Genomic DNA, 25,737 nt, shown 5'->3' with positions numbered 1-25,737 from the left:
ATTGTAGGGCCTTTGGAAAAGCGTCAAAGACGAGACCCCTGGAGCGCAAGCGAACGCCTTCAAGTAAGCGTCTAGTCGGAACGGAAATGTTGTGGTGAAGAGTCTTAAATTTTGAATATAAAGGAATGGCTATTAGGGGAGTGGTGCAATGCTTTTTAATTCCTTTGAATTTATTTTTCTATTTTTACCAATAACATTTATTCTCTATTTTTTATTAAATCGTTTCAGGAACCAGCAATATGCGATTTATTGGTTGGTACTGAGCTCTTTGTTTTTTTACGGCTATTTTAAGTTAACTTATTTAACAATCATCACGATTTCAATAGTTGTGAACTTTGCTTTAAGTCGGGTGATTAGTAATACCAATAGTCGTTCGAGAAAAACGTATATGATTATTGGCGTTATCTTCAATATTTTAATTCTTTGTTACTATAAATATACAGATTTCTTTATTGATAATATAAATAGTTTATTTGGTACAAATTTTGCACTGTTGCATTTATTGCTACCATTAGGACTTAGTTTTATTACATTCCAACAGATTGCTTTTATTGTTGATAGTTATCGTGATGGAACAGCTCATTATAAGTTTAGTCATTATGCGCTGTTTATTTTGTTTTTCCCGCAGTTAATTGCAGGACCAATTGTTCAGCATGATGAAATGCTTCCACAGTATGATACGAAGGAAAATCGTAAAATTATTCCTGAACATGTAGCACGAGGCTTATTTATTTTTGCAATTGGTTTAGTCAAGAAGGTTGTTATTGCTGATACGGTGGGCATATGGGCGAATGAAGGCTTTGCCAATTATAGTAACTTAAGTTTTATAGAAGCTTGGATTACCTCATTATCGTATACAGTGCAACTTTATTATGATTTTAGTGGATATTCTGATATGGCGATCGGTTTGGCATTATTATTTAATATTAAACTGCCAGTAAATTTCTACTCTCCTTATAAAGCACGTAATATTCAGGAGTTTTGGAAAAAGTGGCATATGACGTTGAACCGGTTTTTAACTACCTATGTCTATTTTCCATTAGGTGGTAGTCGTAAAGGGGCTTTTAGAACCTATATAAATATATTAATTATTTTCTTCATCAGTGGATTTTGGCATGGTGCAGGATGGAATTTTATTTTATGGGGACTTCTGCATGGCTTTGCGTCTGTTGTTGTGAGACTTTTTAGTAAAACAGGTATAAAACTTCCGTATTTACTTTCGTGGTTTATGACTTTCCAATTTGTTAATATCGCTTGGGTATATTTCCGTGCAACAAGTATTGAGCAAGCGAATACTATTTTAGCCAAAATGTTTACGCCAAACATGACAGCTATAACTGATTTCTTTACGGAACCGCACACTAATTTTGCTCAAGCGGAAGCCTTTAATATTTTGGGACTATCATTCGGTGATCCAATAGTGATTGTTGTAGGACTCTTAATCACACTTGTTATTGCGTTTACTACATTAAATTCTATTCAATTAATGGATAAGATGAAATTTAATTGGGGAGCAATTATTTATACGCAATTTATGATTGCACTAGTGCTAGTATCGATTTACTATATGCAAAAAAATAGTATATTCTTATATTTTAATTTCTAAATAAAGGTGTGAATGAACTTGGATCCGAAAAAATGGTTAGTAAAATTATTTGCCACATCATTCATAGTAATAGGATTACCTGTTTTCGGAATTATGGGTTTCAATTATTATATTGACCCTCTTTGGAATTACACACATGCGAATGATTTTAACGACTATCAGCTTGGCTTTGATGAAAGACAATTAAAAACAAATTATATCAATAGCCATGATTTTAACTATGACAGTTTGTTAATGGGAACGAGCAGGATTACGTATCTTGATGAGAGGGCTTTTACAAAAGAAGATGTTTATAACTATTCATTAAGTGGACTGCATATTACAGAATATTTGCCTTACATGAAATATGCTGAAAAGAAAAATGGTAAGCCATTTAAGAGAATTTTTATTGAGTTATATTTTGATTCGGCGAATGCTGGCAAACCTAGTACATCGAATCCGCCGCAAACTTATATCGAGACGTCGGAGGCACCTTTTTATGCAATAAAGTCCTTATATTCAGAAAGCACGATGCATTATGCTCTTTTTAATTATGATATTTCAAAAGCAAATCATTACGACGGTGCTCGCAGTTACACACGTAATAATATTGCACAAACTACGTATCCCAATGATGATATGGAGCAGGGATGGCAAAAATTTCAGAAGAATTTTAAGGCAGAGGCAGCTAAGCCTTTTATGTACGATACCGACTATCGAAAAAGGCTTCAAGCTATAAAAGATGCATTCCCAAATACAGAACTAGTGGTCTTTACAGAATTAATGCCTGCCAAACGGCTTCAGACAATTTTGCATAATGAAAATCGTTATGAGGCTTATAGTAGATGGATGAATGATATGGTAGATGTGTTTGGTACCGTGTATAGCTTCCATGGTGTGAATGAAGTAACGAAGAATGAGAACAACTTTTTCGACTGGTTGCATTACTATCCAAATGTTGGGGATTTAATTATTAAAGCTTTAGAGAACAGAGAAGAACGTTCAACTATTATGCAGACTGTAGATAAAGGGAAACTTGATGAGTACCTTAAAAATGTAGTGGTAGATATAAAGTGAAATTAATGCCTGTTAATGCGGGATGAATATTGACTAAGTGATAAAAAAATGACTCTGATATGTACTGTCGGAGTCATCTTTTTTTGTCTATTAAAAGGTTACTTAAAATTATTCTGGCATGGATGATTGCCAAACTGTTGCAAGTAACGCGATGCCTTCATTGATTTGCTTAAGGGTTAGCCCACCGTAGCCCATAAGGATCATAGCATGTATAGAGTCTTGTTGATAGGAAGTTGAACATGGATAGACTTTGATTCCTACCTCCTGGGCAAGCATAATCGCATCCTGTTCAGTAAGCCTTTTTGGTAACTTCATAATAATATGTAGTCCAGATTTTTCACCAATTACTTCGAATGCCTCAGAAAAATTTGCGGTAATCGCTGCTAGTAAAGCTTGTTGCTTTTTGCGATAAATAGTGCGCATTTTGGCTAAGTGCTTATCGAATAAGCCTTGAGCAATAAAATCGGCTAATACTAGTTGATCTATTTTTGAGACAACAGACTTTTGCTCCTGATTAAATAGCATAAATTCTTCGACTAACGATTTAGGCAAAATCATATAACTAATACGCAGCGACGGAATAAGTGTTTTAGAAAAGGTTCCGAAATAAATAACGCGTTGCAGCTGATCCATTTTTGCTAAAGAGGGGATGGGGAGCCCTTTATAACGAAATTCTGAGTCATAGTCATCCTCAATAATATAGGCCTTCTCGGAAGTGGCCCATTGTAGAAGTTCTGCACGGCGTTCAACCGGCATGACCATCCCAAGCGGAAACTGGTGTGCGGGTGTTGTGTATAACATGTGGATGGATTCTTTCGGTATGGTTACCCCTAAGTTATCAACAGGAATAGTATGAGTTGTTAATCCACATTGTTGCAATGTTGCACGTACTCTTTTAAAGCCAGGCTCCTCTAAGCCAACGTGTGCTTTTTGGCCAAAAAAGTGACAGAGAGCCTGCAGCTGATTTTGTGTACCACTATAAACAAACACCTGTGATGCCTCACAAGTAACTCCTCTTGATCGTTCAACATAGCGAGCGATTTCCGTCCGCAATATAGCTTCTCCTGGCCAAGGACTTGTTGTTAAATTATCCACATTAAAGTGCTTTTTCAACAGTTTATGCCAGATCGAAAATGGAAAAGCTTCCTTATCCACATGTCCGTTATTAAAATCAAATTTTATAGTATAGGTAGTTGATGTTATAGCTGTGGATATGTGCTGTTTTTGCTGCTGTCCCCATTCAAATTCAAAGGGCGCTATAAAATAGCCAGAGCGTTCCTTACTATAGATATAGCCTTCAGCTAGTAATTGTTCATAAGCTTCCTTAATCGTATGGACACTAACATCAAGCGTTTTAGCAAGTGTTCGTTTAGAAGGCAATTGCTCGTGGGCCAGTAGTTTCTTGCTTAAAATTGCTTGTTTTAATTCCTCGTAAATTTGCACGTATTTCGATGCATCTCCAGTAAATGAAATCGATAACTCCAAAATATTGCACCTCCTGGTACGGTGTATTTTTAGAAAATTGGTTCTATCTATCATATCAAAAATACCCTTAAATAGTAAAAAAGGAGTGAAGCAACATGAATTTTATAGCATTAGAAAATGAGGTAGTATTACTGAAGCCATTAGAACAAGAGGATGCGCAAGGATTATTGGAAGCAGGTAGTTATCCAGAGATATGGCCACACATGTCCACAACAATTGAGAAAATGGTCGATGTGAATAACTTTGTGGACAAGGCATTAATAACAAAACGTGAAAAAACTGAGTTCCCATTTGTAATTGTGGATAAAAAATCCGGACAAATCATCGGCTCGACTCGGTTTATGGATATTGATGAAACAAATAAACGGCTTGAAATAGGTACTACGTGGATTACACCTGCTTTTTGGCGTACGGCCATTAATACAAATTGTAAATATTTATTATTACAATATTGCTTTGAAGTACTCAATTTACAGCGTGTTCAAATAAAAACAGACCACGAAAATTTACGTTCTCAAAAGGCGGTTGAACGTTTAGGGGCAACAAAGGAGGGGGTCTTACGTAATCATATGGTGCGGAAGGATGGTACAATTCGTCATACAGTGATGTACAGCATTACTCTACAAGAATGGCCACAAGTGAAAAACCATTTGCAGCAGTTGCTAGTTGATGCTACAGAGAAATTGGGATAAAGAAATTATTACATAAAAAAAGAATGGTCATTAGTCGACCATTCTTTTTTTATAAATAAATCCTACTACAATCCAAGTAACTAGTGACCAAACGATAATTGTAGCCATTGGAATAATGACGTCCATTGTTGTGTATGTGCCTTCTAGAGCCTCTGCTAATAGTACCAATTGAGAACTTGGTAACCACTCTGCAATTTTTAAAATAGGAAAGGCAGACGATAATGCTAGGGCAGAAGAGCTCAACGTGAAAATAAGGATAACTGGTAGAATGATAAGAGATCCTTCCATAACCGTTTTAGCGAATAATCCACATAATGTTCCTATTGCAATATAGAATACAGTCGAAAGTATTAAAGCGATAGCTAAGATGAAAAGATTAGCTGGGTTATAGCCAACAATGAAAATAGTCAATGCTACAATTACCATTGTAAGGATAAAGACAAACAAGCTTTTACCAATTAAAATATCGCCAAGTGAAGCAGGGGAAAGCATGAGACTACGAAGCGTATTTTTTTCTTTCTCCTCGGCAATTAGACAGCATTGTACGTAGGCAGTCACCATAGAAAATGCCATATTTACTGTAAGGAAATAGGTGTTGATATTATTTCCACCTGTTTTATTAAATAAAAATGCCATAATAAGTGGCATAAGTACCATAACGGATACCGCATAGTTACGGGAAAATTCCTTGTAATCCTTCATTAAAATAGCTTGAATACGTGTCATTGAAATGTTCATACTAAATCACTCCCTGTTATTTGCATAAAAATATTCCCTAGTGTTGGCTCGTTCGAATATATACGAGAAACTTCGTTAGATTGCATCCAATGAAACAGTTTTTCAGCATCTTGTTCTCCAGTTTGAATAACTTCACAAGCACCATTTTTTAATTCAACTGTAATAGAGTCATCACCGAACTCTTTTTTCAAATCCTTTGGCGCACCAATTGCTCGAATTTTACCTTTATGTAAGAAGGCTACACGATCACAAAGTATTTCGGCTTCACTCATATCATGTGTTGTTAAAAATATTGTCGTACCCATCTCGTTTAATTTACGCAAGCCATTATAAATGTGCTGGGTATTAACAGGATCGAGTGCAGAAGTTGGTTCATCTAAAAATAATAATTCTGGTTTATGCATGATGGCACGTGCAAGCGTAACACGTTGCATCATTCCTTTAGAAAGTTGACTAATTTTCTTTTTACGATGACCGTATAAGTTAACAAAATCCAACGCCTCTTTTACGGCTGATTTAGGTAATTGATATAAGTTACTGTATAGTAATAAATTTTCCTCGATTGAAAGTCGCGTATACAGTCCGCTATTATCTGTTAAAATACCGAAGCGTTTACGATTGTTACTTTGTTTCATCTCATTTACTGGGCGGCCAAACAATAAAACGTCGCCAGCAGTTTTTTCAGTTTGCGCTGTTAATATTTTAATAGTAGTAGTTTTTCCGGATCCGCTAGGTCCAAGAAAGCCGAATATTTCCCCTTTTTGAATAGTAAATGAAACATCCTGTAATGCGGCTTCCTTATTAAATGTTTTTTTCAAATGCTGAACATCGATCACTGCGTTCATTTGAAAACCTCCCTGTGTTGTTGTTGATATCTACACTATAAGGGACAATAAGGGTCTCGACATTAAATTACAGGTGAAAGGCAGTAAAATCACCTTTAGCGGAGAAATAGTTTAGCTGACAGGAGTCGTTTATTTCCTGGGAAATCTACTAAATTCCGAGTATTTCCTTTAAATCTGCGAGCTTGTTTTTCGACAAAGGTACGACGGTCTTTTCATTGCTGTTTAAGGCTAGGCTGTAGCTATTGCGAGTCCACGTAATGATTTCCCGTACTTTTTGTAAGTTAACGATATAAGAGCGATGACTTCTAAAGAAGCCGAACGGTGTCAATTTTTGCTCAAGATCATTTAATGATAATGTACATGGATAGGCTTCACCTGCAACATATAGTGAAACAACACCCTCAACACTTTCGATAAAATCAATTTCAGGGGGATTAAATAAAATGATCTTATCATTTTTCTTTGTAGGGATTTTATCAAGTCGAATCGGTACGTTTTCTTGAGGGGGGGAAGCCGTTTCTGTTTCATCCTCTTTAACATCTAATGCATGTATGCCCATTGTATCTAGTCTATGTACTTCTGTACTCGAAATAATTAAATCCTCAAGATTGTTAGATAATAAAATGACTGTTTTATTCTGTTGTTGAAGGGCATCCAATAACTGAATGACGTTTTGCTTGGAAAACTCATCTAGGTTTTGAAATGGCTCTTCTAAAACATGTATCTGTGCCGGATCGAGATATGTATGAATCAATTTTAAACGTTGCTTTTCTCCATTCGAAAGCTTGCTGATTTTAATGCTTTTTTTCTCCATTAAAGCGAATAATTTTAATAGATCCTCCCTTTTTTCAGAAGAAGCATTGAAAAGCTTTAAGCAAAAGTTGATATATTCTCGAACCGTCAGTCGCTCATACAAGGCGTTTTCACGAAAATGTGTATACGTATTACTTTGCTTCGAAAACCATTGTGATAATGTATGTATTTTTGACACATCCGTATTGATGCCGATAATAATACCAGGCTGCATAGATAGGTGAAAGTTTGGATAAATTACATTTCCTCCTTCTATATAAGGGTCAATAATTATGCTTTCATTTTGATTCATTACTTAGTCCTCCTTGACTTCGTTTGATTTCGAAAAATTGCGAGATTTCGGTTCGTGACTGTAAAAAACTTCCATGATGGTAGTTTGCGTTATTAAAGTCCATAAAACCGTGCTGACCTATATATTGTCTCGTATGAACAGATGGAAACGTATCGAGTGTTTCTTTTAATTCATGGACATTAAAACTTTTCTCATGACTTGGTAAAATAACGAGTGTCGGACAGGAGGGGATTGCATCCAAGTATTGACAAATGCGTGAACCATAAACGCAAACGATACGTTGTAATGGTAGCGATGATAGTCTCCAAGCTAATGTTGCACCTACACTAAATCCGATTAACAGCACTTCATCAAAATGTGTTCTAGCTTCCAATATCTTTTCGGATAGTTTATCGAGAGGAGCATCAAAGCCAACTTCATTTGTGAAATATTCATAGGCTTCCTGTTCTTGTTCATATGGAAATATTCTATCGTCTGAATATAAAGAAATGCACTCAACAGTCGTGTTGGCGTTACCGTATGCTTCAGCTTGCGTTTTTATAAAATCGTTGACGCCATAAATCTCATGTAGAATGAATATTTTCCTTTTCATGTTGACCTCATTTTTTCTTTTTTCAATAGTGTACCAAAAAGTAATCATACAGTATATTTTGTGAATTATTGGTATCGATTTATTCCGAATAGTGACCAAAAGAAAAAAATCCGCGCAGACTTATGTGGTTCTTGATTGACCACAGAAAGCGAGGCGGATTTTTCCGTTGATATATGCCTTTATTTCATTGCGTTAGACATAAAACCTTTCATTTCCATACTAAGCGTATTAAGCTCATCAATGATTTCACTAAAGTCCTGAACAAGTTGTGCCTGTTCGTTTGTGGCTCCATTAATTTGAGTCATGTTTTGCTTTAAATTTTCAAGATTATGATTGATGCTTCGAAGTGAGGATTCAATGTTATCAGTAGCAGTAGTTGTTTCAGTAGAAAGCTTGCGAACTTCTTGTGCAACTATATTAAATCCGGCACCGTGCTGACCTGCACGTGCTGCCTCAATCGATGCATTTAATCCGAGTAAATTGGTTTGACGAGAAATATTTTTTATCAAATCCGTAATACCATTTGTTTTTTCAGCATCCTCTAAAGCAAATTGTGTCTGTTTATTAATTTCCTCACTAGTTGCAGCTAGCTCCTCCGAATGAGAGGCAATTGTATGTACTTTATCCTGTAGGTTTTGAATAATATCATTCATAGTAACAATATATTTCTCCATTTGGAGAGAATGGTCAATAGGTAATCCAAAGGCTAGCGCGCCAACGACATGCCCATTTTCACGAACAGGAAAAGAAAATGCGTTAAAATCCACACCGTAATACTCTTTTGATACAGGTTCATCGGTACTTTTTCCTTTAAGTGGGAGATGTAAAATTACATCACCTGGGAGAATTTTTTGTCCAATTTTATAACCAGAATCTATCCGTTTCCCAGGTAAATATGCAATAATACTCTCACTCTCTTTATCGACTAATCCAATCATGGCCTCGCCCTTCATAGCTAAATGAATGTAAGGCATTGACATTGATAATGCTTCCAGAATATTCATAGTAACCTCCTCGGTATATGTAAGCCCTGTTAAATTGGGGCATAATCTTGCTCTTCTGAAAAACGCTATAGTAATACTTCTTTAATTGTATGAAAAACGGAAGAGAATAAAAAGACTATCTTAATACCATTATCCTTTTAAATTTGCAAAATCCTATATTTAATTTATAAACAGGGATTGGATTTGTATAGTTACGAATTTTGCATGCGCGGTAATCATGGTGTATATGCCATAAAACGTTGCAGAAAATAATAAGGTATTAGATAGTATGGATTTTTTTCTTTAGCCGTATTTAAAAAAGAGAAAGTTTATCACAGAGAGGTTGAAGTGTCATTTTGAAATGTAAGTAATGTGAATAAGTTGAGCTCTGTGCGAAAGCGAAGCGGCAGCAATTGTTTTATCTATGCGACAGCAACAACAAAGCGCCCAGCCAGAACGGAAATCAACTACTCGCTTTGCCGGAGCATAGTTTACTTTTTAGTGATTCTTTCGCAAAACCTTAACATAGCTTTTTCTTTTTTGGACAACCTAAACATTAGAAATAATGGTATGAGGTGATGATCATGAAAATAGAAAGGTCGTCCGAATGGGAAGAAGGCTTTATCAATAAACTGAATGAACTTGAAAAATGGGATAGCTGGACATTGTACAAGATGAATTATGACATTGTGAAAATGAAGTTAATTCCTGATTTCACAGGTTTACAGGCGACGAAGTATTTACCAAATTTAAAGCCGCTTAAGCACCAGTTGGAAGCAGCAGAGACAGTCATTGAACGTATGAACGGTAAAGCGATTTTAGCTGATGAAGTAGGTCTTGGTAAAACAATTGAAGCAGGTTTAGTTTTAAAGGAATATTTGATTCGGGGCCTCGTTAAAAAAGCATTAATATTAGCTCCAGCATCTCTTATTAATCAGTGGGTTGAAGAATTAAATATAAAGTTCCACATTCCGGCAGTAGCTTATAAGAAAAATGTTCAGATTGAGCGTCATGATGTCCTTATCATGAGTATGGATACGGCAAAGAAGAGTCCTCACAAAGAGCGCATTTATGAGCAAGATTACGACATGATAATTATCGACGAGGCTCATAAATTAAAAAATCATAAAACACAAATTTATGAATTTGTACAAAGCTTAAAGAAAAAGTTTTGTTTATTATTAACGGCTACACCGATTCAAAACGATGTCTTTGAATTATATTATCTTATTTCTTTACTTAAGCCTGGTCATCTTGGCAATTATGATACATTTCAATCTGCATTCTCGGCAAGTAAGCATGATTTAGAGCATGATGATTATTTAAAAGAATTAGTGAATCAGGTGATGGTGAGGAATAGGAGAGAGGACACGGGTATTGAATGGACAAACCGCCGTGTTCAAATTATTCCAATTCAATTCACAAAGGAAGAAGAGGAAGTTTATAATCTGCTCGGAACGCTTCAAAATACAGCCTCATTTTCAATGATTACATTGCAGAAGGAAATGTGTAGTAGCAAGGAAGCAACAGGTTTAACATTAACTAAAATGCTTGAAGACAATGCGCAACCACAAGAAATTGAAGAAATACTAGCAAAATTAATGGCCTTAGAAGTAAATTCAAAGGCAAAAAAGACGCTTGAAATAGTCGAACAGGCTAAGGATAAAGTGATTATTTTTACAGAGTATAGAGCTACTCAAATATACTTGCAATGGTATTTACATTCTAACGGTATAACGAGTGTCTTATTCAACGGTAAATATAATAAAAGTAAACGTGATTATATGAAGCATCTTTTTAAGGAAAGGGCACAGGTTCTAATCGCGACAGAGGCAGGTGGTGAGGGGATTAACCTTCAATTTTGCCATCATGTCATTAACTATGATTTGCCCTGGAACCCTATGAAGCTAGAGCAACGAATTGGGCGTGTACATCGATTAGGGCAAGAGCATGATGTTCATATTTATAATCTGGCTATTGCCAATACGATTGAAGAGAACATATTAGCATTACTTCATACGAAAATTGATGTGTTCGAAAAGGTAGTAGGCGATTTAGATGCGATTCTATCTAACTTTAAAGAATCTGTATAGTGTGAGGGAGAAGGACCATGTATCCACAGCAAGTTCATAGTTATTTACGCCAATTTTTTAATGAAAATGATTGCCCTATATTAGGAGAAGACCAGCATTATCTTACTGTACAATTAACCGTTGATATTGATAAAAGAATAATGAATCGCCCTTTTTATTGGCAATACGTCGAAGCTACAAACAGTGAGGCAAATCCAGCTCAAGTAACTTTCATTACAAATCAAACAACATCAGCTGGGGGCCTTTATGGCGAAGCTATTCATTTTGGTTCTCCGAGAATGAACCAGCTTTTTCAAGCAACAAGGGAGCTAGGAGCTTATGTTCAGCTTTTTGAAAAGGTGGATAATGACATAGGGCAAGTTATCCTAACTCCTTGGCTTGGTGTAAATTTTAAAGTGTCGTATTGCTGCGATCGAACGAAAGAAACACTTTATTCATTTGGCATAAACTTGCTTACCGGGATCATAAAAGAGGATTTTCAAGAGACAATATGCACATCTGAATTTGATACTGTTCCAGCAGACAATGCTTTTCACGTACAATATATCATTAAGCCTCTTAGAGCACTCGAAAGATTACATGCTACTATTGAAAAGATTATTGAACAAGATGATCATTCATGGGCTGCTGAGGCAAAAAAACGATGGCAGCATGATCAGCGAGTACTTGATTATTTTTATGAGGAAGAAGAAGATAAGCCAGAATGCTATGACATTGAAAAGAAGGCATTAGAGGAACAATACAATACAAAAATTAAAATAGAAATCATTAATGGTGGATTATTTTATCTATATTAAACGAGGAGCTGTCCTAATAGTAGGGACAGCTCCTTGCCATTTTAACTTTATTTAGCCGATTCGGGACGCATTGTTTATCTGTGCGAAAGCGAAGCGACAGCTACAATAATGCCGAGGCATTATTGATTATTCTTCAAAAATACTTTGTAATTGTGCCAGTTTATTATCCCAAAATAAATCAAAGTATTGTAGCCAGTCTTCAATTTCTTTTAGTTTTTCGGCATGTAATGTGTATATTTTTTCTCGTCCCTTTTTCTGAGCAGACACTAGCTCAGCCTGTTCTAAAATTTTCAAATGCTTTACAACAGCAGTTCGGCTTATAGAAAAATTCTCAGAAATCAGTGAGATCGGTTTATCACTTGCGGCAAGTAGCTGTAGGACATGACGTCTTGTTGGATCAGCGATTGCTTGAAAAACATCATACTTTACAGCATGTTGTGTCATTGTGATTCCACAACTTCTTTTAATTTTTTGCCGACAAGCATTGTCCAGCCGCCCTCCATTGTTGTACGAATGGCTTCAGCAGGCATGTTGGCTTTAGGAATGATATGTGAAGCTTCTTTCCAGCCACCATGTGTTAACGTGAATTCAGTTTGCTCACCAATTTCTTTCAGTTCAAAAGTAACAAACCATCCATCTGTATCCCATGCAAAACGAACAAAATGTGGAGCATCTACTTGTTCTACTCGACATGGTGAAGGACCAAACGGTGATTGTATTGTGAATTCATGACCTTCAACTGGCTTAAAATCATTTGGCATAAGCCAAGAAGCAATCTTTTCAGCGTCCGTTACAGTTTCCCATACTTTTTCAATCGGTGCATTGAGTGTAACCGTTTTAACAATATTCTCTAGTTTTTCAGTCATTTAAAATGAACTCCTTCACAAAAATATAACCTTAAGGTGTTATGAATATATAACACCTTAAGGTTGTATGTCAATGATAAATACATTGGATAAATTTTCACCATATCTTTTTGAGTAGCCTCACTTATGTTAAAATTATTTTTATAATTTTCCGACTAAAAGGAGGTCGTTAAAGTGGTGAACATATCTGTTTTTTTATTAATGTGCATTTTATTAATTATTTTGCCTGGCCCGGATACCGCGATTGCAACAAAAAATACACTTACCGTAAGTAGAAAGGGAGGTTTACAGACTTTAATCGGTTCGTGCTGTGGATTATTGATCCATACGTTTGCAGCAGTTATTGGACTTTCCGCGATTATTGTAAAGTCAGCATATGTATTTACCATTTTAAAATACGTCGGCGCGCTCTATTTATGCTATTTAGGTGTCAAAACCTTATGGGCATTACGAGCAATACGTACACAGCCTCCAGTTGTACAAGACGAAACCCAAATTGATCACAAATATTCAGAGCAATCATGCTTTAAACAAGGCTTCTTAACGAACGTTACAAACCCAAAGGTGGCTGTATTTTTTCTAACATTTTTACCGCAGTTTGTAGATGGCAAAAGCGGTACATTTATGCCGTTTCTTATAATGGGACTTATATATACGGCATTAACAGGATTTTGGTTTGTGTTCTATGTTTACTTATTGGATAAAATTAGCGCATTTATGAAAAAGCCAACAACGAAGGCTGTCATCGAAGGATTGACAGGTGCAGTGTTAATTGGCTTTGGCATTAAATTGGCATTAGAGAAGGCCCACTAAGACTAACGGTTCTGTTTTGAAGTACAAAAAGAGCAAAATCACAGGTTAAAAAGTCAATTAATTTGTATACAAAAAGGTACTACAATTCGCAGTACCTTTTTGTACAACTTGGTTTGATATTTCGTGAATCAAAATTTACCTAAAGCCATCCATTAGTTCAATAAGAATTATTTATATTTTTATCTTTCTAATACTATACAATACTGTTCTTTATATTTTTCATGGTTCCAATTGTACATTTGTACTAGATGATTTAGAGATAATTCTTTATAATAACATCTAATATACGGTATATTTATTTCATTATCGTCATGACCAATCCATACTCTCCATAGTTCTAATATCTGTCCTTCTCTAATATTTTCTTTTAGGTACTCCAGTAATTGCTTTGCCCTCAATTCCGAATAGATAAAATTCACTTCATAAATGAATGGATAACTTGTATATCCACTTACATCATAGTAAGCGTCCTTTTTAATGACCAATTCATTTAAGTCATCTTCATTTTCAACAAATAATATTTGGGCATTAGGGTCCATTTTCTCCCAAGGTACCAACTCATGTGGTTTTATTTTCAATTCAATAGCTTCCTTAACAGTAATATACCTCGCTTTTGTTTCTACTTCTGGCATTTCATAATTTGTTGCTATAAATGAATAAAAACTCATTTAACCACCTCCTAAATTTAATCCTTTTTAAATTATCCTGCACCGTTAGCCACCCATGTAGCGCAAAAATTAGCACTTCACCACAGAAAATGAAAGATGATTAAGTTCTTTCATGGGGGTTGAATATAGTTTCTTGCCATTTAAATTAACACGTTAACTAATTCGAGCGGAAAAAAGATTATGTATATATTCACATCGTTATAGAACTTTCTATAATATAACTTTATTAATGAGATTTGATATACCAATTCGTATGAAAATTGTAAAAAGCCGCTTTATGTCAATAAAAAAAGGATATCCAAACCATTTCGATTTGTTATCCTTTTTATAGTGTTTTTTAAGTTTTGTACTCGAAAACAGAACCCGTTACACTAAGACGGGTTTTTTTTACGGCTAAATTAAACCCTTAAGTCTATTACGCTCTAAGGGTAAGTAAAAAAACTTCACGGATATACATCCCGTGAAGTTTATACCTCTATATTTAGTTAGAAGAAAAGGAGGCCAATGCTAATAATAATGCCCGTAAAGATTAAAACGAATAAACAGAAGCCCATTATATCCCTAGCCTTTAAGCCAGCGATTGCAAGGGCTGGCAGTGCCCAGAACGGTTGAATCATATTCGTCCAAGCATCACCCCACGCGATAGCCATAGCAGTTTTAGCGTAGTCAGCACCTAAAGTGGTTGCAGCATCTAGCATAATAGGAGCTTGTACCGCCCATTGTCCACCGCCTGACGGTATAAAGAAGTTAACAAGTCCCGCTGAGAAAAATGTAAACAAATAAAATGTATGTTCATTGGAAATATTAACGAACCATTTTGAGAATACGGCAGCTAAACCAGAAGCGGTCATCATGCCCATGATCCCTGCATAAAACGGGAATTGAAAAACGATGCCTGTAGTTGTTTTAATGGCATCTTGTGCAGCAGCAAGGAAACGCTGCGGTGTCCCGTGGAAAATGATCCCTAGCACAATAAAAATCGTATTAATCACATTTAAATCAAGAACAAAGCCTTTCGTCATAAAATGATGAACTAAATAAACAAGTCCGATAATAGCAATTAAAGTCGTTAAAATATAACTACGTTCAGAGCGGCTAGCAAAGTTGTTTTCAGGTTTAGGTAACTCTGTTTTTTCTTCAACTAATAAAGCAGGGTCAACCTCAACCGTATCTTCTCCCTTTGGCATCATCCAACGATTAAACAACGGTAAAGTGAAGACGATAACAATGACTATAAATAAGTTATATGTTGAAAAAAGGGTAACATTTGTTGGTATGATACCCATAATGTCAGCAAACTTATGACCTTCAGTCGCAATGGATAATGGAATTGAGCCAGCTAATCCGCCATGCCAAATTACAAAGCCTGAGTAGGCACTAGCAATTAATAAACGATAATCTACCTTTTTAACATGACGAGCAATTTCTTTTGCAAAGAGGGCACCAATGACAAGTCCGAATCCCCAGTTAATCCAGCAAGCTATTAGTGATACGAATGTAATAATGATAATTGCCATGCCGGGTGTTTTTATTTTACTTGCAATTGTCGCTAATCCTTTTTTAAAGACAGGACTATTGGCTAAAATGTGACCTGCAGCCAAGACAATCACCATTTGCATTGTAAATTCTAATAGTTTCCAAAAACCATCTCCCCAATAGATCACCATATCGAGCGGAGAAGAATCTGTTAATACAACCCCTAATAATAACGTTAATACAGTGAGGATAGTGACAAAAATGTATGGATCAGGTAAATATTTTTCCATAATAGCATTTGAAATCCTTGTTAACGCTTTCATGTTAGAAATCCCCCTTCCTTTTCTGCCATCCCTTATTGCTAATTGTACATAGAAAAATGAATTAAGGAAGATAAAAATGGTATTAAGAACAACAAACGGAACGTAATGTAGAAATAAAATCATGGTTGTTATTGCCTAATTAAATACTATTGAAATCATAACAAATGCTTATTGCTATTGTATTTATCTACTTATTTTTAAGAAGAAGGATTAGTAGAAAATGAGGAGAATTTATTACTAAATAGGGGTTTTTGGAATATTTTTTATAACAAATTAGAATAAATGGGGTTATGTTATGGAGTTGCGAGATTTAAAAGCATTTATGACTGTTGTTGAACATGGGAGCTTTACAAAGGCAGCTAATGAATCCTTTGTATCACAACCTTCATTAAGCAAAAGCATTAGAAAGTTGGAGAATGCCCTTCATGTAGAGTTATTAAACCGATCTACACGCAATATAGAGTTAACAGACGCTGGTAGTATCGTCTATAAACAAGGACAAAAAATAATACGTTCTGTACACGATTTACATATATTATTGGATGATTTATCGAACATCGAAACAGGTACGATTAAATTAGGGATACCGCCGTTAATTGGCACACTATTTTTCCCTGAAATCGCGCGAAAGTTTCATAAGCAATATCCAAAGGTGCATTTAGAGCTTGTGGAACGTGGTGCTAAAATGATCGGAACATTAGTTGAAAATGGCGATGTTGATATGGGGATTATTGTCATACCTACAGATGAAAGGAAATTTACCGTCCAATCATTTGTGGAAGACCAATTTTTTGTCTTTATTAATGAGTCCCATCCATTGGCTCAGCAAGAACATATTCAATTACAAGATTTAAAAAATGAATCATTCATTATCTTCACAGAGGAATTCACACTACATGATTATGTTATTAAATCATGTAAAAGCGCAGGATTTACACCAATAATCGGCTATAAAAGCTCGCAATGGGATTTAATAGTAGAGCTAGTATCCTCGAATTTAGGGGTGACACTTTTACCATATTCAATAGCCGCAAAGCAGACGAATAAAAATGTCAAAATTATTCCGTTACTTAATTTTGACATGCCGTGGCGTTTAGGTGTTATTACGAAGAAGAATACATATCAATCTTTTGCCTTAAAGCAGCTACTCAATACAATACGTTCTGAAAATTGATTTATGCACTTTTAGAATAAATAGTATTCTAATTAATTCCTTTACTTATAAAATAGTATTGAGGTAGAATTTTTCTTAATAACTGAGCAATTTTAGGGGGTTTCGATATGGGGAAGGGGAAAGTGTGGAATTCGTTTGAGGATGCCGTCGCTGATATTAAAGATGGAGATACATTAGCTGTAGGGGGCTTCGGGCTATGTGGTATCCCTGAAAAATCAATTGCGGCACTAGTCCAAAGGGAAACAAAGGACTTAACAGTTGTAAGCAATAACTGTGGTGTGGATGATTGGGGTTTAGGGCTTTTATTAGCAAATAAACAAATCAAAAAAATGATTGCATCCTATGTAGGTGAAAATAAAATTTTTGAGCAGCAGTTTTTAAGCGGGGAGCTTGAAGTAGAATTGACACCACAAGGTACGTTGGCAGAGCGTATGCGAGCTGGCGGAGCTGGTATTCCGGGCTTTTACACAGCTACTGGGGTTGGAACACCCATTGCTGAGGGAAAAGAAGTAAAGGTTTTTGATGACAAGGAATATATTTTAGAAAAAGGTATTGTTGCAGATTTTGCCCTTGTCAAAGCATGGAAGGCAGACAAGCTAGGAAATTTAGTTTTCAGAAAAACCTCGCGTAACTTTAATCCTCTAGCTGCAATGGCAGGAAAAATTACGATTGCAGAAGTAGAGGAAATTGTTGAAGTAGGAGAGTTAGATCCAGATCATATTCATACTCCAGGAGTGTTCGTGCAACGCGTTTTACTAGGTGGCAATTATGAGAAGCGTATCGAGCGTTTGACGGTGAAAAAGGGGGATGCGTGATGGCTGATACAAGACAAAGAATCGTAAATAGAGCAGTAAAAGAAATACAAAACGGCATGAACGTCAATTTAGGTATTGGTATCCCAACACTAGTGGCCAATGCAATTCCGTCTGATTATGACGTTCTTTTACAATCAGAAAACGGACTTCTTGGCATTGGTCCATACCCAGTAGAAGACGCAGTCGATCCTGATTTAATTAATGCAGGTAAAGAAACGGTAACAGCTGTTCCCGGCGCTTCCTTCTTCGATAGTGCCGAATCATTTGCCATGATTCGTGGCGGTCATATTGATCTTGCTATTTTAGGTGGCATGGAAGTATCTGAAACGGGTGACCTTGCGAACTGGATGATCCCGGGGAAAATGGTAAAAGGTATGGGAGGCGCCATGGACCTTGTAGTCGGGGCAAAAAGAGTAGTTATCGTGATGGAGCATGTCAATAAAAACGGTGAGTCAAAAATAAAAAAACAATGTGAGCTACCGTTAACAGGGAAGGGCGTTGTGCATAGATTAATTACAGATTTGGCTGTTTTCGATTTTACCGATGAAGGGATGCAGCTTATAGAATTAGCAGAGGGTGTTACTTTAGAGGAAGTAAAAGAGAAGACAGCTGCTTCTTTTAGTGTCGCCTTAAAGTGATTAAATGTAACCAGTACTTTGATAGGGCTGGTTATTTTTCATTAGAAGAGTCAACCACATGAGCAATATTGTCTCTTCGCGGGTATTTCTGAAGAGCATGAAGGTTGATTGTTATTTTTCAGACTATTGGCTGTTCTCTAACTCTATTTTGCAATTATACAATGATAGAAAAGGAGAAAAATAACTATGAGACAACAATGGTCAGATGAATTACAGGTAGCGCAGGTACGCGTTGCACGGCCAACTGATAAATTAAAGGAAATTGAAGAATTTTATTGTGAAGGCGTAGGGTTAGAAAAAATCGGCTCTTTTTCAGGACACCGAGGCTACACTGGTATCATGATTGGTCTTCCGAATGCTAGCTATCATTTAGAATTTATAGAGCATATTGAAGGAAGTCCTTGCCTAGCACCAACAAAGGATAATTTGCTCGTGTTGTATATTCCAAAGCGTTCAACTATACAGCTTATTGCTGAACGCTTATTGCAAATGGGCTACCCTGAAGTGGAGCCAGAAAATTCATATTGGGCTGAAAAAGGTGTCACAATTGAAGATCCCGATGGCTGGCGTCTCGTATTGATGAACACAGAGGGTATTTAAATCGGTAAGCTTACATTTTATACCCTGCTTGGTATATGATTGCGGTATACTTTAATATCGAAAGATGGAAAAGGTATCTGGCAAAAAAATTGTCCGAAGCAATTAGTAAATAGAAAAAAGATACCCCTTCGTTATACGCGGAGGGGTATCCTGTTGTTGGAATATTCTATTGCCCTAAAGAAGCACTTTGGTGATAATGAGTAGCAATGGATTCGATATCTAACTGAGTATAGTTTGTCCAATTAGCCTTTTTAAAATCTTCTTCACTAAAGTAAATATTTAAAAGCTCAGTCATAGATTTGTCCCCATTCGATCCTGTTAATGGGGCATACCAACTAATAGCTGGAGTTTTAACACTTTGAAGCTTAGACAGCTCTGCAAATATTTTAGTGGAATCTTTCAACATTTGATTTTTCATACCTTTTTTCACATCAGTATCCTGTATAGAGATTGATACGATACCATTTTTTTCTTCAACAGTGAATTTGTTTTTAACGATAGCTCCTACTATATCTTCAACGGAAGTATTTTTATCGACTGCAACTTCCTTTGGAGCGGTATTTTTCCCGCAAGCGGATAATAGTAGTGTGGCTAGTAAAAACATATAAAATAACTTCTTCAATGTAATAACCTCCCTTGTTACTACCATATATGCGCAAAATGGAGGTGAATTATACAAAAAGAAGGAAGGTAATAAAAAAATCAATTATGCCCCGGCATAATTGCGTCCGAAATCGGCTTTGTGCTCAGGCCTGCAGGAGGGCCGACACGATGTCGGTCATTTCGGTAATGCCACAGGACGTGGCGTTTTTACCAATGCAGGTCAGTTAGCCGTTATCGCATGAATGCAATAACGGCTAACATCCTTTATGAACTTCTTTCCGATTTCCGTGACATCCGCTGAAAGAAGTTAAATTATAATGGAGCTGCATAAATCTGTTTTTCAGTTGGGTCCCAGAGGACAATCCCGACATCTTGGTTTTGATCTATAATACGAATAGAAATAGGAATATAATCAAATAAAATAGTATTCAATTTAGTACTAATCAACTGTAAAAGACCTATCAATTCAGTATCATTTATTAAAGGCGAATTAACTTCTATTTTTAATTCGGTTAATTTCCCGTTTTCATATCGAAGTTTACCAACTATTTTAGGATTTATATGTTTAAAGCCTTCCTGGATATCTTCTTTGAAAATTAATAATTTACTATAAGTTTCTTTGTCTAAACTATAAAGTGAATCTGAAGGGAATGTATAATTTTTTATATCTATACCATCCCAATTGTCTATTTTATCCTCTCCTTCAGGAATAAATGTTTGAGCTAAAAATATTCCTGGAATTATATCGTTTTTATTGGATTCTTGATATAAAGTTAAATAAATAGGGACATTGGGTATTTTGTTATTGTTTCTTATGTTTTTTATTATAGTTCCGGCTATTTTCTTACCGTATTTTTCTACGTCATTAACCTCATCTTCGTTTGTATCGACTTTAACTTGATCTGTATAAGTTAAGCCTTTATCATCATGTACTCTAATGTCATAAAATTCATTTAAGGATATGGCTAAAGACATTCCTTCTACTTTTCCATTTTCTTTGTTAACAAAATTTTGTTCTAAGACATGAGATAATATTTTAGGATTATTTTTTTCATCCTCTAAAACATCGCCAGTACTTTTTTCAATAGCTGGGTTTAAACCAAAACCTTCTTTTGATTTTCTATCTAACCATTTATTTATAGTTTTACCATCTAAATATTGACCTTCCTGCATATAAAACTTCTTTGTAGGAAAGTAATTGACTGATAAATCCATTAATCCTTTTTCAATTTCACTGACGTTTAATGAATTGTTCATATTACTAAGTATCAACCCTCTTGAAACATTAGATTTTGCAGGTTGTTTAATTTCATATATTTCCTTTTGTTGAATGGATGATACATACATTTTCTCATCATTTTTAATAACTTGATCATCATCACTACAAGAAGCTAAAAGAAATAGTGGTGATATAAAAAACAACATACTCTTCTTTATTTTCATTTAAAATACTCCTTACTGATTCTTATGTAATTAATCGCGTATCAAAAGTTATGCTAACTTCAGTTTGGCTAATTAAAACTGAAGTTGTTCCGATAAATCTTCAAAGTATTCCTATAAAAATGAGTTCATCACAATAACGTGGAGTTGATTTCGTTCCACCGGGCGCGTCCGATGAGCCACTTCGCTCCAGGATCACATCTGTAACAATTGGTAATATAACTTTATATTTACATTTTAAGTTTGATTCTGGTAAAAGTATATAATAAAAAAATTGATATCTATTTTGTACGTCATAAAATCTAAATCCGACTTACATCATCGCTTTATTTTTTTATTAATTATTAAAAAACTATTGGAGGCATTGATAAAATGAATTTTCCGGAGTTTAAAAACTGTCTTTTGACAATAAACGAAATAATTTATTTTGATAGCAATGAGTATCTTCGCGAAAAAACTTTTAATCCTTTTAGATTAAAAGAAATGATAGACATTGCTGAAGATTTACTGGCGAATAGTACGAATGAAGATGAGAAATATTTTCTAATGGGAACGCTGGGGAATTTATATAGAATTTACGGGGAACCACAAAAAGCCGTTAACATTTTAACTGAAACTATTGCTAGCAATCAGAACAACAGTAATCGTGAAATCGTATCATTAATCCGTCTTGGAGAGGCAATAAAATATAACGGTAATCCAATGAAAGCATTAGGGATCTTCAATGAAGTTTTAGTTAAATGTAAGGCAAATAATAATTTGTTATATATGGACTTTGTCATACAACATAAAGGAAAGTGTTTGTTAGAAATAGGGGAAATTGCTGAGGCGGAGAAATGCTTTAATGAAGCATTAAAGTTAAGGGAAATTAAAGGTGATGTATCACTTATTGAATCTACCCAACAAGCACTGAATTTTATAAAGATACGGAATGCTAAATACTTTACTGAATAGCCGTAAAAAGATCACGCGTTTTTATGTAAAATAAATTGACGGATTTATGGGCGACAATTTATCCCTATAAGTTCATTTATATCAGTAAAATGTTTACAAAAACTTGTAGCAAGCAAAGACCATCATACAGATGGTCTTTTTTTATAAACGATAATTTTGTAAGCGGATACACTTTTCGCAGAGTTTTTTTCTTGTAACTATTGAATTGCTAGTGAAAACAATGTATAGTGAAGTGATTTGTCTGACGTCTGACTATCCACATATTTCAGTTTTAAGATCTATAGCTGTTATTCAAGTTTCAATAATGGAACATAATGAGTGACAGAAGGATTTGTAGTTTCGGATATCGAACGCGCAAAAATTATCAATATTATTTAAGGAGGAACTCATGAGATACTTAATATCCATTTGTGGATTGCTACTTGTTTTTGGTTTAGCTCTGTTAATGAGTAAAAACAAAAAAGAAATAAAATATAAAAACATAATTATTATGTTAATCATTCAGTTTATATTTGCAGCATTACTGCTAAATACGAAGTTTGGTTATGTTCTAATCAAAGGATTTACAAATGTATTTGATCATTTATTGTCTTACGCAAGTACGGGCGTGACTTTTGTTTTTGGTGGTTTAGCGAATAAAGGAGAGTATTCCTTCTTCCTAAATGTGTTATTACCAATTATTTTTATATCTGTATTGATAGGGATATTACAACATTTCAAAATTCTTCCTTTCATCATGAAATGGATAGGTTTATTTTTAAGTAAAGTAAGTGGCATGGGGAAATTGGAATCCTATAATGCTGTTGCTTCTGCAATGGTAGGTCAATCCGAAGTATTTATTACTGTAAAAAAACAATTAGATAAGATTACTCCTCAGCGAATGTATACATTATGCGCATCAGCAATGTCGACCGTTTCGATGTCAGTTGTTGGAGCATATATGACGATGATTGAACCAAAATATGTTGTAACGGCGATTGTCTTGAACTTGTTTGGTGGATTTATTATTGCTTCAATCATTAATCCGTATAGCGTAGAAGAAAGTGAAGATATCTTAGCGATTGAAGATGAAAATAAGCAAACTTTCTTTCAAATGCTTGGAGAATATATCATGGATGGATTTAAAGTAGCCGTCATTGTTGGAGCTATGCTGATCGGTTTCGTAGCATTAATGGATTTAATCAATTCAGTATTTGATATGATTTTCGGTATATCCTTCCAAGACATTTTAGGTTATATCTTTGCGCCAATAGCTTTCCTAATGGGTGTACCATGGGCAGATGCTGTTTCTGCCGGAGGAATTATGGCAACCAAATTAGTAACGAATGAATTTGTTGCAATGGTAAGCCTTGGAGAAGTAGCTAAATCTATGAGTGCACATACACTGGCTATCATTTCTGTATTTGTTGTATCCTTTGCAAACTTTTCATCGATCGGTATTATTGCCGGAGCAGTAAAAGGTTTGAATGAAAGGCAAGGAGATGTAGTTGCTCGTTTTGGTTTAAAGTTGTTGTACGGAGCAACACTTGTTAGTATTTTAACAGCTACAATTGTTGGTTTGGTTATTTAATTTATAAAAAAGAAGCAGTTGACTGCACTCTATCTAATGGAGTGCAGTTTTTTTATGACTAAAATGCGTGGTTTTTACACTTCATAGATGGCTAACGGTACAGTTTAGTTGAAGAAGAATAGAAGGGGAGTTAGATAGTACACAGATACTTTTACATTAGTACATATAAAAAAGCTACTTTTTTTAAATGACTAAAAAAGCGAAAAAGACCACCTTGATTAAGATAGTCTTTTTGTTGAAGTATTAGTTTGACCTTTTCTAACAAAATGAATAAAGATGAGTAGCATTAGTTGAAATAGTACAACAAATAAAAATACAATACCCAAAATAATGAATGAGATCATTCTAACTTCCGGAGTTTGAACTACCCCTGTATAATCAACTTCTCTTACTCCAATAAATATGGCCCCAGCAGCAAAAATGAATAGCCATACAATATTTAAAGCCCACCATATTTTCATGCTCAAAAATAACCACCTTCTTTCTTGTATTTTGTTTACCGCCATAACTTAGCTTTTGAGAAAAACAGGATATTAGTACGAAGGAGTCGAGCAGCCAGAATGAAGATCATTAATTATTCTAAATCGATACGCTCTTAATAAATGTCATCTCGATTGATGAATCTTAATGCTCCGATTAATGTTTTTTAATTGTAACACTTTTCCTTTTTACTGGAAACAAACTTTAGGCGGTACTACTTATCAGCCTTAAGACTGAATCCCTAATAATGAACAAAAGCAAATGACAAATTAAATGAACAAAAAACAGACAACCAATATTAGCTCATTTTGATAAAAAAAATCACCCTCCAATAATGGAGAGTGATTTGTCCTGGGAAAAGTTATTCATACTTCTAGTTGTACGAACGGAGCAACAGAGCACGGAATTACAGTCATAAAAGTCGAACCCGCTTATACTTCTCAACGTTGTAATCATTGCGGATTCGTTCACAACAAAGTGAGGAAAGAAGTGTATCGATCAACTCAAGAACAATTCATATGTATCAACTGCAAACACGAAGTTAACGCAGATTTAAATGCAGCCCGTAACACTATGGACGACATCGAAGAAATCATTAAAAAAAGTACAGAAACACCAAGAGGAACAAGCTGAGATATGCTAGCCGTGTTAAAACGGAAGAAGTATTCCATGCACAACATTTCTCCATTCAAAAAAGCGCCAGCTAACCGCAGTTAGCCAACGCCTTTCCGTTATTGTTAAGAAGGTTTTATTTCTTTTCCTTCTTTATCTTTGAATTTGCCCACAATAATCATAATTAAATCGATCAATGACCAGATACCAAGTCCACCCAAAGTTATAATCATTAAAATACCAGTACCAATTTTACCTACGTAGAAGCGGTGTATTCCTAGGCCACCTAAAAAGAAACATAGTAAAATCATTACTATATAGTTTTTTTCAGAAGTTTGTTGTTGCATTTTTATCAATCACCTTTCTTTTATGTAGTAATAATTAACTACATTACCATTCAAAAGTCTATCATTCTTTTACGGTTTTCTCTACTTGAAATAAGTGCCAACCATAGTTAACCATTGTATTATTCATTGCTGTTTATTAGGTAGATTGTATAACCTTTTTTATCGGTGAATTTGCCGATAAAAATAATAAAAAAATGATTAATACCCAGATACCCAAGCCTCTTAAAATTACAATCATTAATATAAAGAACAGAAAATTATATAAAGGGTGGTAGTATCAAATGAAAGAGAAAAAAGATGATGGGATGGGAACTATGAATCAAGAAGAAAAACAAGTCCTTTTGCTACTCGTGAACCAATCGGTGA

The 25,737-nt window shown here is 35.1% G+C and carries 28 protein-coding genes; 14 read left to right on the top strand and 14 right to left on the bottom strand.

Annotation, left to right across the window (positions count from 1 at the left end):
* The first annotated feature begins 148 nt into the window (after positions 1–148).
* Positions 149–1,606 carry an MBOAT family O-acyltransferase gene (locus ACYQ73_RS17895; protein WP_460013744.1) on the top strand — a complete coding sequence of 486 codons (1,458 nt, stop codon included), beginning with the start codon at positions 149–151 and terminating at the stop codon, positions 1,604–1,606.
* Between the two features lie 18 nt (positions 1,607–1,624).
* Positions 1,625–2,662 carry a hypothetical protein gene (locus ACYQ73_RS17890; protein ID WP_460013743.1) on the top strand — a complete coding sequence of 346 codons (1,038 nt, stop codon included), beginning with the start codon at positions 1,625–1,627 and terminating at the stop codon, positions 2,660–2,662.
* Between the two features lie 108 nt (positions 2,663–2,770).
* On the opposite strand, the gene pdxR is transcribed toward ACYQ73_RS17890, so the two are convergent.
* The gene (gene pdxR, locus ACYQ73_RS17885; RefSeq protein WP_460013742.1) at positions 2,771–4,147 is read right to left on the bottom strand and encodes a MocR-like pyridoxine biosynthesis transcription factor PdxR; all 1,377 of its coding nucleotides are present in this window, start codon (positions 4,145–4,147) and stop codon (positions 2,771–2,773) included.
* A 95-nt stretch (positions 4,148–4,242) separates the two neighbouring features.
* Here pdxR and ACYQ73_RS17880 point away from each other — a divergent pair, with 95 nt between their 5' ends.
* On the top strand, positions 4,243–4,839 hold the full coding sequence (locus ACYQ73_RS17880; RefSeq protein ID WP_460013741.1) for a GNAT family N-acetyltransferase: 597 nt from the start codon (positions 4,243–4,245) through the stop codon (positions 4,837–4,839).
* Between the two features lie 30 nt (positions 4,840–4,869).
* On the opposite strand, the gene ACYQ73_RS17875 is transcribed toward ACYQ73_RS17880, so the two are convergent.
* The 5 genes from ACYQ73_RS17875 to ACYQ73_RS17855 all read right to left on the bottom strand — a co-directional run bounded on the left by ACYQ73_RS17875 (position 4,870) and on the right by ACYQ73_RS17855 (position 9,123).
* A complete protein-coding gene (locus ACYQ73_RS17875; protein ID WP_460013740.1) occupies positions 4,870–5,577 on the bottom strand; it encodes an ABC transporter permease in 708 nt (235 codons plus the stop codon).
* Positions 5,574–6,422, bottom strand: coding sequence for an ABC transporter ATP-binding protein (locus tag ACYQ73_RS17870; RefSeq protein WP_460013739.1), 849 nt, complete (start codon positions 6,420–6,422; stop codon positions 5,574–5,576). The genes ACYQ73_RS17875 and ACYQ73_RS17870 overlap by 4 nt, the downstream gene beginning before the upstream one ends.
* A gap of 148 nt (positions 6,423–6,570) precedes the next feature.
* A complete protein-coding gene (locus ACYQ73_RS17865; protein WP_460013738.1) occupies positions 6,571–7,527 on the bottom strand; it encodes a LytTR family transcriptional regulator DNA-binding domain-containing protein in 957 nt (318 codons plus the stop codon).
* The gene (locus ACYQ73_RS17860; RefSeq protein ID WP_460013737.1) at positions 7,514–8,119 is read right to left on the bottom strand and encodes a dienelactone hydrolase family protein; all 606 of its coding nucleotides are present in this window, start codon (positions 8,117–8,119) and stop codon (positions 7,514–7,516) included. Before ACYQ73_RS17860 ends, ACYQ73_RS17865 begins: the two co-directional genes overlap by 14 nt.
* A 179-nt stretch (positions 8,120–8,298) precedes the next feature.
* A complete protein-coding gene (locus tag ACYQ73_RS17855) occupies positions 8,299–9,123 on the bottom strand; it encodes a methyl-accepting chemotaxis protein (protein WP_460013736.1) in 825 nt (274 codons plus the stop codon).
* Between the two features lie 557 nt (positions 9,124–9,680).
* Here ACYQ73_RS17855 and ACYQ73_RS17850 point away from each other — a divergent pair.
* Together ACYQ73_RS17850 and ACYQ73_RS17845 are read left to right on the top strand one after the other, a co-directional pair.
* On the top strand, positions 9,681–11,195 hold the full coding sequence (locus ACYQ73_RS17850) for a DEAD/DEAH box helicase (protein WP_460013735.1): 1,515 nt from the start codon (positions 9,681–9,683) through the stop codon (positions 11,193–11,195).
* Between the two features lie 17 nt (positions 11,196–11,212).
* The gene (locus tag ACYQ73_RS17845; RefSeq protein ID WP_460013734.1) at positions 11,213–11,992 is read left to right on the top strand and encodes a YqhG family protein; all 780 of its coding nucleotides are present in this window, start codon (positions 11,213–11,215) and stop codon (positions 11,990–11,992) included.
* Positions 11,993–12,118: 126 nt separating this feature from the next.
* Here ACYQ73_RS17845 and ACYQ73_RS17840 read toward each other — a convergent pair whose 3' ends face one another.
* Complete coding sequence (locus ACYQ73_RS17840; RefSeq protein WP_460013733.1) at positions 12,119–12,436, bottom strand: ArsR/SmtB family transcription factor; 318 nt, start codon at positions 12,434–12,436, stop codon at positions 12,119–12,121.
* Positions 12,433–12,858, bottom strand: a complete 426-nt coding sequence (locus ACYQ73_RS17835; RefSeq protein WP_400941800.1) for an SRPBCC family protein — start codon at positions 12,856–12,858, stop codon at positions 12,433–12,435. The genes ACYQ73_RS17840 and ACYQ73_RS17835 overlap by 4 nt, the downstream gene beginning before the upstream one ends.
* Before the next feature lie 201 nt (positions 12,859–13,059).
* Here ACYQ73_RS17835 and ACYQ73_RS17830 point away from each other — a divergent pair, with 201 nt between their 5' ends.
* Entirely contained in the window at positions 13,060–13,671 is a 612-nt protein-coding gene (locus ACYQ73_RS17830) for a LysE family translocator (RefSeq protein WP_460013789.1), read from the top strand.
* A gap of 179 nt (positions 13,672–13,850) precedes the next feature.
* Here the strand turns inward: ACYQ73_RS17830 and ACYQ73_RS17825 are convergent, their stop codons facing one another.
* Together ACYQ73_RS17825 and ACYQ73_RS17820 are read right to left on the bottom strand one after the other, a co-directional pair.
* A complete protein-coding gene (locus tag ACYQ73_RS17825) occupies positions 13,851–14,339 on the bottom strand; it encodes a magnesium transporter (RefSeq protein ID WP_460013732.1) in 489 nt (162 codons plus the stop codon).
* Between the two features lie 485 nt (positions 14,340–14,824).
* Complete coding sequence (locus ACYQ73_RS17820; RefSeq protein WP_460013731.1) at positions 14,825–16,138, bottom strand: short-chain fatty acid transporter; 1,314 nt, start codon at positions 16,136–16,138, stop codon at positions 14,825–14,827.
* A gap of 295 nt (positions 16,139–16,433) precedes the next feature.
* Between ACYQ73_RS17820 and ACYQ73_RS17815 the strand changes: the two genes are divergently transcribed.
* The 4 genes from ACYQ73_RS17815 (at position 16,434) to ACYQ73_RS17800 (ending at position 19,365) form a co-directional block, all read left to right on the top strand.
* Positions 16,434–17,312: a LysR family transcriptional regulator gene (locus tag ACYQ73_RS17815; RefSeq protein ID WP_460013730.1), complete on the top strand. Its 879-nt coding sequence runs from the start codon at positions 16,434–16,436 to the stop codon at positions 17,310–17,312.
* Between the two features lie 107 nt (positions 17,313–17,419).
* Positions 17,420–18,127: a CoA transferase subunit A gene (locus ACYQ73_RS17810; protein ID WP_460013729.1), complete on the top strand. Its 708-nt coding sequence runs from the start codon at positions 17,420–17,422 to the stop codon at positions 18,125–18,127.
* Positions 18,127–18,765, top strand: coding sequence for a 3-oxoacid CoA-transferase subunit B (locus ACYQ73_RS17805; RefSeq protein ID WP_460013728.1), 639 nt, complete (start codon positions 18,127–18,129; stop codon positions 18,763–18,765). Before ACYQ73_RS17810 ends, ACYQ73_RS17805 begins: the two co-directional genes overlap by 1 nt.
* Before the next feature lie 186 nt (positions 18,766–18,951).
* The gene (locus ACYQ73_RS17800) at positions 18,952–19,365 is read left to right on the top strand and encodes a VOC family protein (RefSeq protein ID WP_460013727.1); all 414 of its coding nucleotides are present in this window, start codon (positions 18,952–18,954) and stop codon (positions 19,363–19,365) included.
* A gap of 166 nt (positions 19,366–19,531) precedes the next feature.
* Here the strand turns inward: ACYQ73_RS17800 and ACYQ73_RS17795 are convergent, their stop codons facing one another.
* Positions 19,532–19,987, bottom strand: coding sequence for a hypothetical protein (locus tag ACYQ73_RS17795; protein WP_460013726.1), 456 nt, complete (start codon positions 19,985–19,987; stop codon positions 19,532–19,534).
* A gap of 100 nt (positions 19,988–20,087) precedes the next feature.
* On the opposite strand from ACYQ73_RS17795, the gene ACYQ73_RS17790 reads away from it, so the two are divergent.
* Positions 20,088–20,210: a hypothetical protein gene (locus ACYQ73_RS17790; RefSeq protein ID WP_460013725.1), complete on the top strand. Its 123-nt coding sequence runs from the start codon at positions 20,088–20,090 to the stop codon at positions 20,208–20,210.
* Between the two features lie 70 nt (positions 20,211–20,280).
* Here ACYQ73_RS17790 and ACYQ73_RS17785 read toward each other — a convergent pair whose 3' ends face one another.
* Positions 20,281–21,411, bottom strand: a complete 1,131-nt coding sequence (locus ACYQ73_RS17785) for a CamS family sex pheromone protein (protein ID WP_460013724.1) — start codon at positions 21,409–21,411, stop codon at positions 20,281–20,283.
* Between the two features lie 369 nt (positions 21,412–21,780).
* Here ACYQ73_RS17785 and ACYQ73_RS17780 point away from each other — a divergent pair, with 369 nt between their 5' ends.
* Positions 21,781–22,362, top strand: coding sequence for a tetratricopeptide repeat protein (locus ACYQ73_RS17780; RefSeq protein WP_460013723.1), 582 nt, complete (start codon positions 21,781–21,783; stop codon positions 22,360–22,362).
* A 388-nt stretch (positions 22,363–22,750) separates the two neighbouring features.
* Entirely contained in the window at positions 22,751–23,932 is a 1,182-nt protein-coding gene (locus tag ACYQ73_RS17775; protein ID WP_460013722.1) for a NupC/NupG family nucleoside CNT transporter, read from the top strand.
* 218 nt (positions 23,933–24,150) lie between these two features.
* On the opposite strand, the gene ACYQ73_RS17770 is transcribed toward ACYQ73_RS17775, so the two are convergent.
* Positions 24,151–24,393, bottom strand: coding sequence for a DUF3923 family protein (locus tag ACYQ73_RS17770; RefSeq protein ID WP_460013721.1), 243 nt, complete (start codon positions 24,391–24,393; stop codon positions 24,151–24,153).
* Between the two features lie 370 nt (positions 24,394–24,763).
* Here ACYQ73_RS17770 and ACYQ73_RS17765 point away from each other — a divergent pair, with 370 nt between their 5' ends.
* Positions 24,764–25,045 carry a zinc ribbon domain-containing protein gene (locus ACYQ73_RS17765; RefSeq protein WP_460013788.1) on the top strand — a complete coding sequence of 94 codons (282 nt, stop codon included), beginning with the start codon at positions 24,764–24,766 and terminating at the stop codon, positions 25,043–25,045.
* A 104-nt stretch (positions 25,046–25,149) separates the two neighbouring features.
* On the opposite strand, the gene ACYQ73_RS17760 is transcribed toward ACYQ73_RS17765, so the two are convergent.
* Positions 25,150–25,371: a TM2 domain-containing protein gene (locus ACYQ73_RS17760; RefSeq protein WP_142509672.1), complete on the bottom strand. Its 222-nt coding sequence runs from the start codon at positions 25,369–25,371 to the stop codon at positions 25,150–25,152.
* Between the last annotated feature and the right edge of the window lie 366 nt (positions 25,372–25,737).

Source organism: Lysinibacillus sp. CTST325 (genome assembly GCF_054665055.1).
This window is presented reverse-complemented; position numbering and strand designations above follow the sequence as displayed.

Bases quoted from the DNA above. Each gene is read 5' to 3' on its own strand.
- ACYQ73_RS17875 (WP_460013740.1), bottom strand. From the start codon at position 5,577: ATGAACATTTCAATGACACGTATTCAAGCTATTTTAATGAAGGATTAC.
- ACYQ73_RS17820 (WP_460013731.1), bottom strand. From the start codon at position 16,138: ATGAAAGCGTTAACAAGGATTTCAAATGCTATTATGGAAAAATATTTA.
- ACYQ73_RS17850 (WP_460013735.1), top strand. From the start codon at position 9,681: ATGATCATGAAAATAGAAAGGTCGTCCGAATGGGAAGAAGGCTTTATC.
- ACYQ73_RS17855 (WP_460013736.1), bottom strand. From the start codon at position 9,123: ATGAATATTCTGGAAGCATTATCAATGTCAATGCCTTACATTCATTTA.
- ACYQ73_RS17780 (WP_460013723.1), top strand. From the start codon at position 21,781: ATGAATTTTCCGGAGTTTAAAAACTGTCTTTTGACAATAAACGAAATA.
- ACYQ73_RS17785 (WP_460013724.1), bottom strand. From the start codon at position 21,411: ATGAAAATAAAGAAGAGTATGTTGTTTTTTATATCACCACTATTTCTT.
- ACYQ73_RS17835 (WP_400941800.1), bottom strand. From the start codon at position 12,858: ATGACTGAAAAACTAGAGAATATTGTTAAAACGGTTACACTCAATGCA.
- ACYQ73_RS17830 (WP_460013789.1), top strand. From the start codon at position 13,060: ATGTGCATTTTATTAATTATTTTGCCTGGCCCGGATACCGCGATTGCA.
- ACYQ73_RS17815 (WP_460013730.1), top strand. From the start codon at position 16,434: ATGGAGTTGCGAGATTTAAAAGCATTTATGACTGTTGTTGAACATGGG.
- ACYQ73_RS17865 (WP_460013738.1), bottom strand. From the start codon at position 7,527: ATGAATCAAAATGAAAGCATAATTATTGACCCTTATATAGAAGGAGGA.
- ACYQ73_RS17840 (WP_460013733.1), bottom strand. From the start codon at position 12,436: ATGACACAACATGCTGTAAAGTATGATGTTTTTCAAGCAATCGCTGAT.
- ACYQ73_RS17800 (WP_460013727.1), top strand. From the start codon at position 18,952: ATGAGACAACAATGGTCAGATGAATTACAGGTAGCGCAGGTACGCGTT.
- ACYQ73_RS17880 (WP_460013741.1), top strand. From the start codon at position 4,243: ATGAATTTTATAGCATTAGAAAATGAGGTAGTATTACTGAAGCCATTA.
- ACYQ73_RS17770 (WP_460013721.1), bottom strand. From the start codon at position 24,393: ATGAAAATATGGTGGGCTTTAAATATTGTATGGCTATTCATTTTTGCT.
- ACYQ73_RS17845 (WP_460013734.1), top strand. From the start codon at position 11,213: ATGTATCCACAGCAAGTTCATAGTTATTTACGCCAATTTTTTAATGAA.
- ACYQ73_RS17760 (WP_142509672.1), bottom strand. From the start codon at position 25,371: ATGCAACAACAAACTTCTGAAAAAAACTATATAGTAATGATTTTACTA.
- ACYQ73_RS17805 (WP_460013728.1), top strand. From the start codon at position 18,127: ATGGCTGATACAAGACAAAGAATCGTAAATAGAGCAGTAAAAGAAATA.
- ACYQ73_RS17810 (WP_460013729.1), top strand. From the start codon at position 17,420: ATGGGGAAGGGGAAAGTGTGGAATTCGTTTGAGGATGCCGTCGCTGAT.
- ACYQ73_RS17860 (WP_460013737.1), bottom strand. From the start codon at position 8,119: ATGAAAAGGAAAATATTCATTCTACATGAGATTTATGGCGTCAACGAT.
- ACYQ73_RS17775 (WP_460013722.1), top strand. From the start codon at position 22,751: ATGAGATACTTAATATCCATTTGTGGATTGCTACTTGTTTTTGGTTTA.
- ACYQ73_RS17895 (WP_460013744.1), top strand. From the start codon at position 149: ATGCTTTTTAATTCCTTTGAATTTATTTTTCTATTTTTACCAATAACA.
- ACYQ73_RS17870 (WP_460013739.1), bottom strand. From the start codon at position 6,422: ATGAACGCAGTGATCGATGTTCAGCATTTGAAAAAAACATTTAATAAG.
- ACYQ73_RS17825 (WP_460013732.1), bottom strand. From the start codon at position 14,339: ATGAGTTTTTATTCATTTATAGCAACAAATTATGAAATGCCAGAAGTA.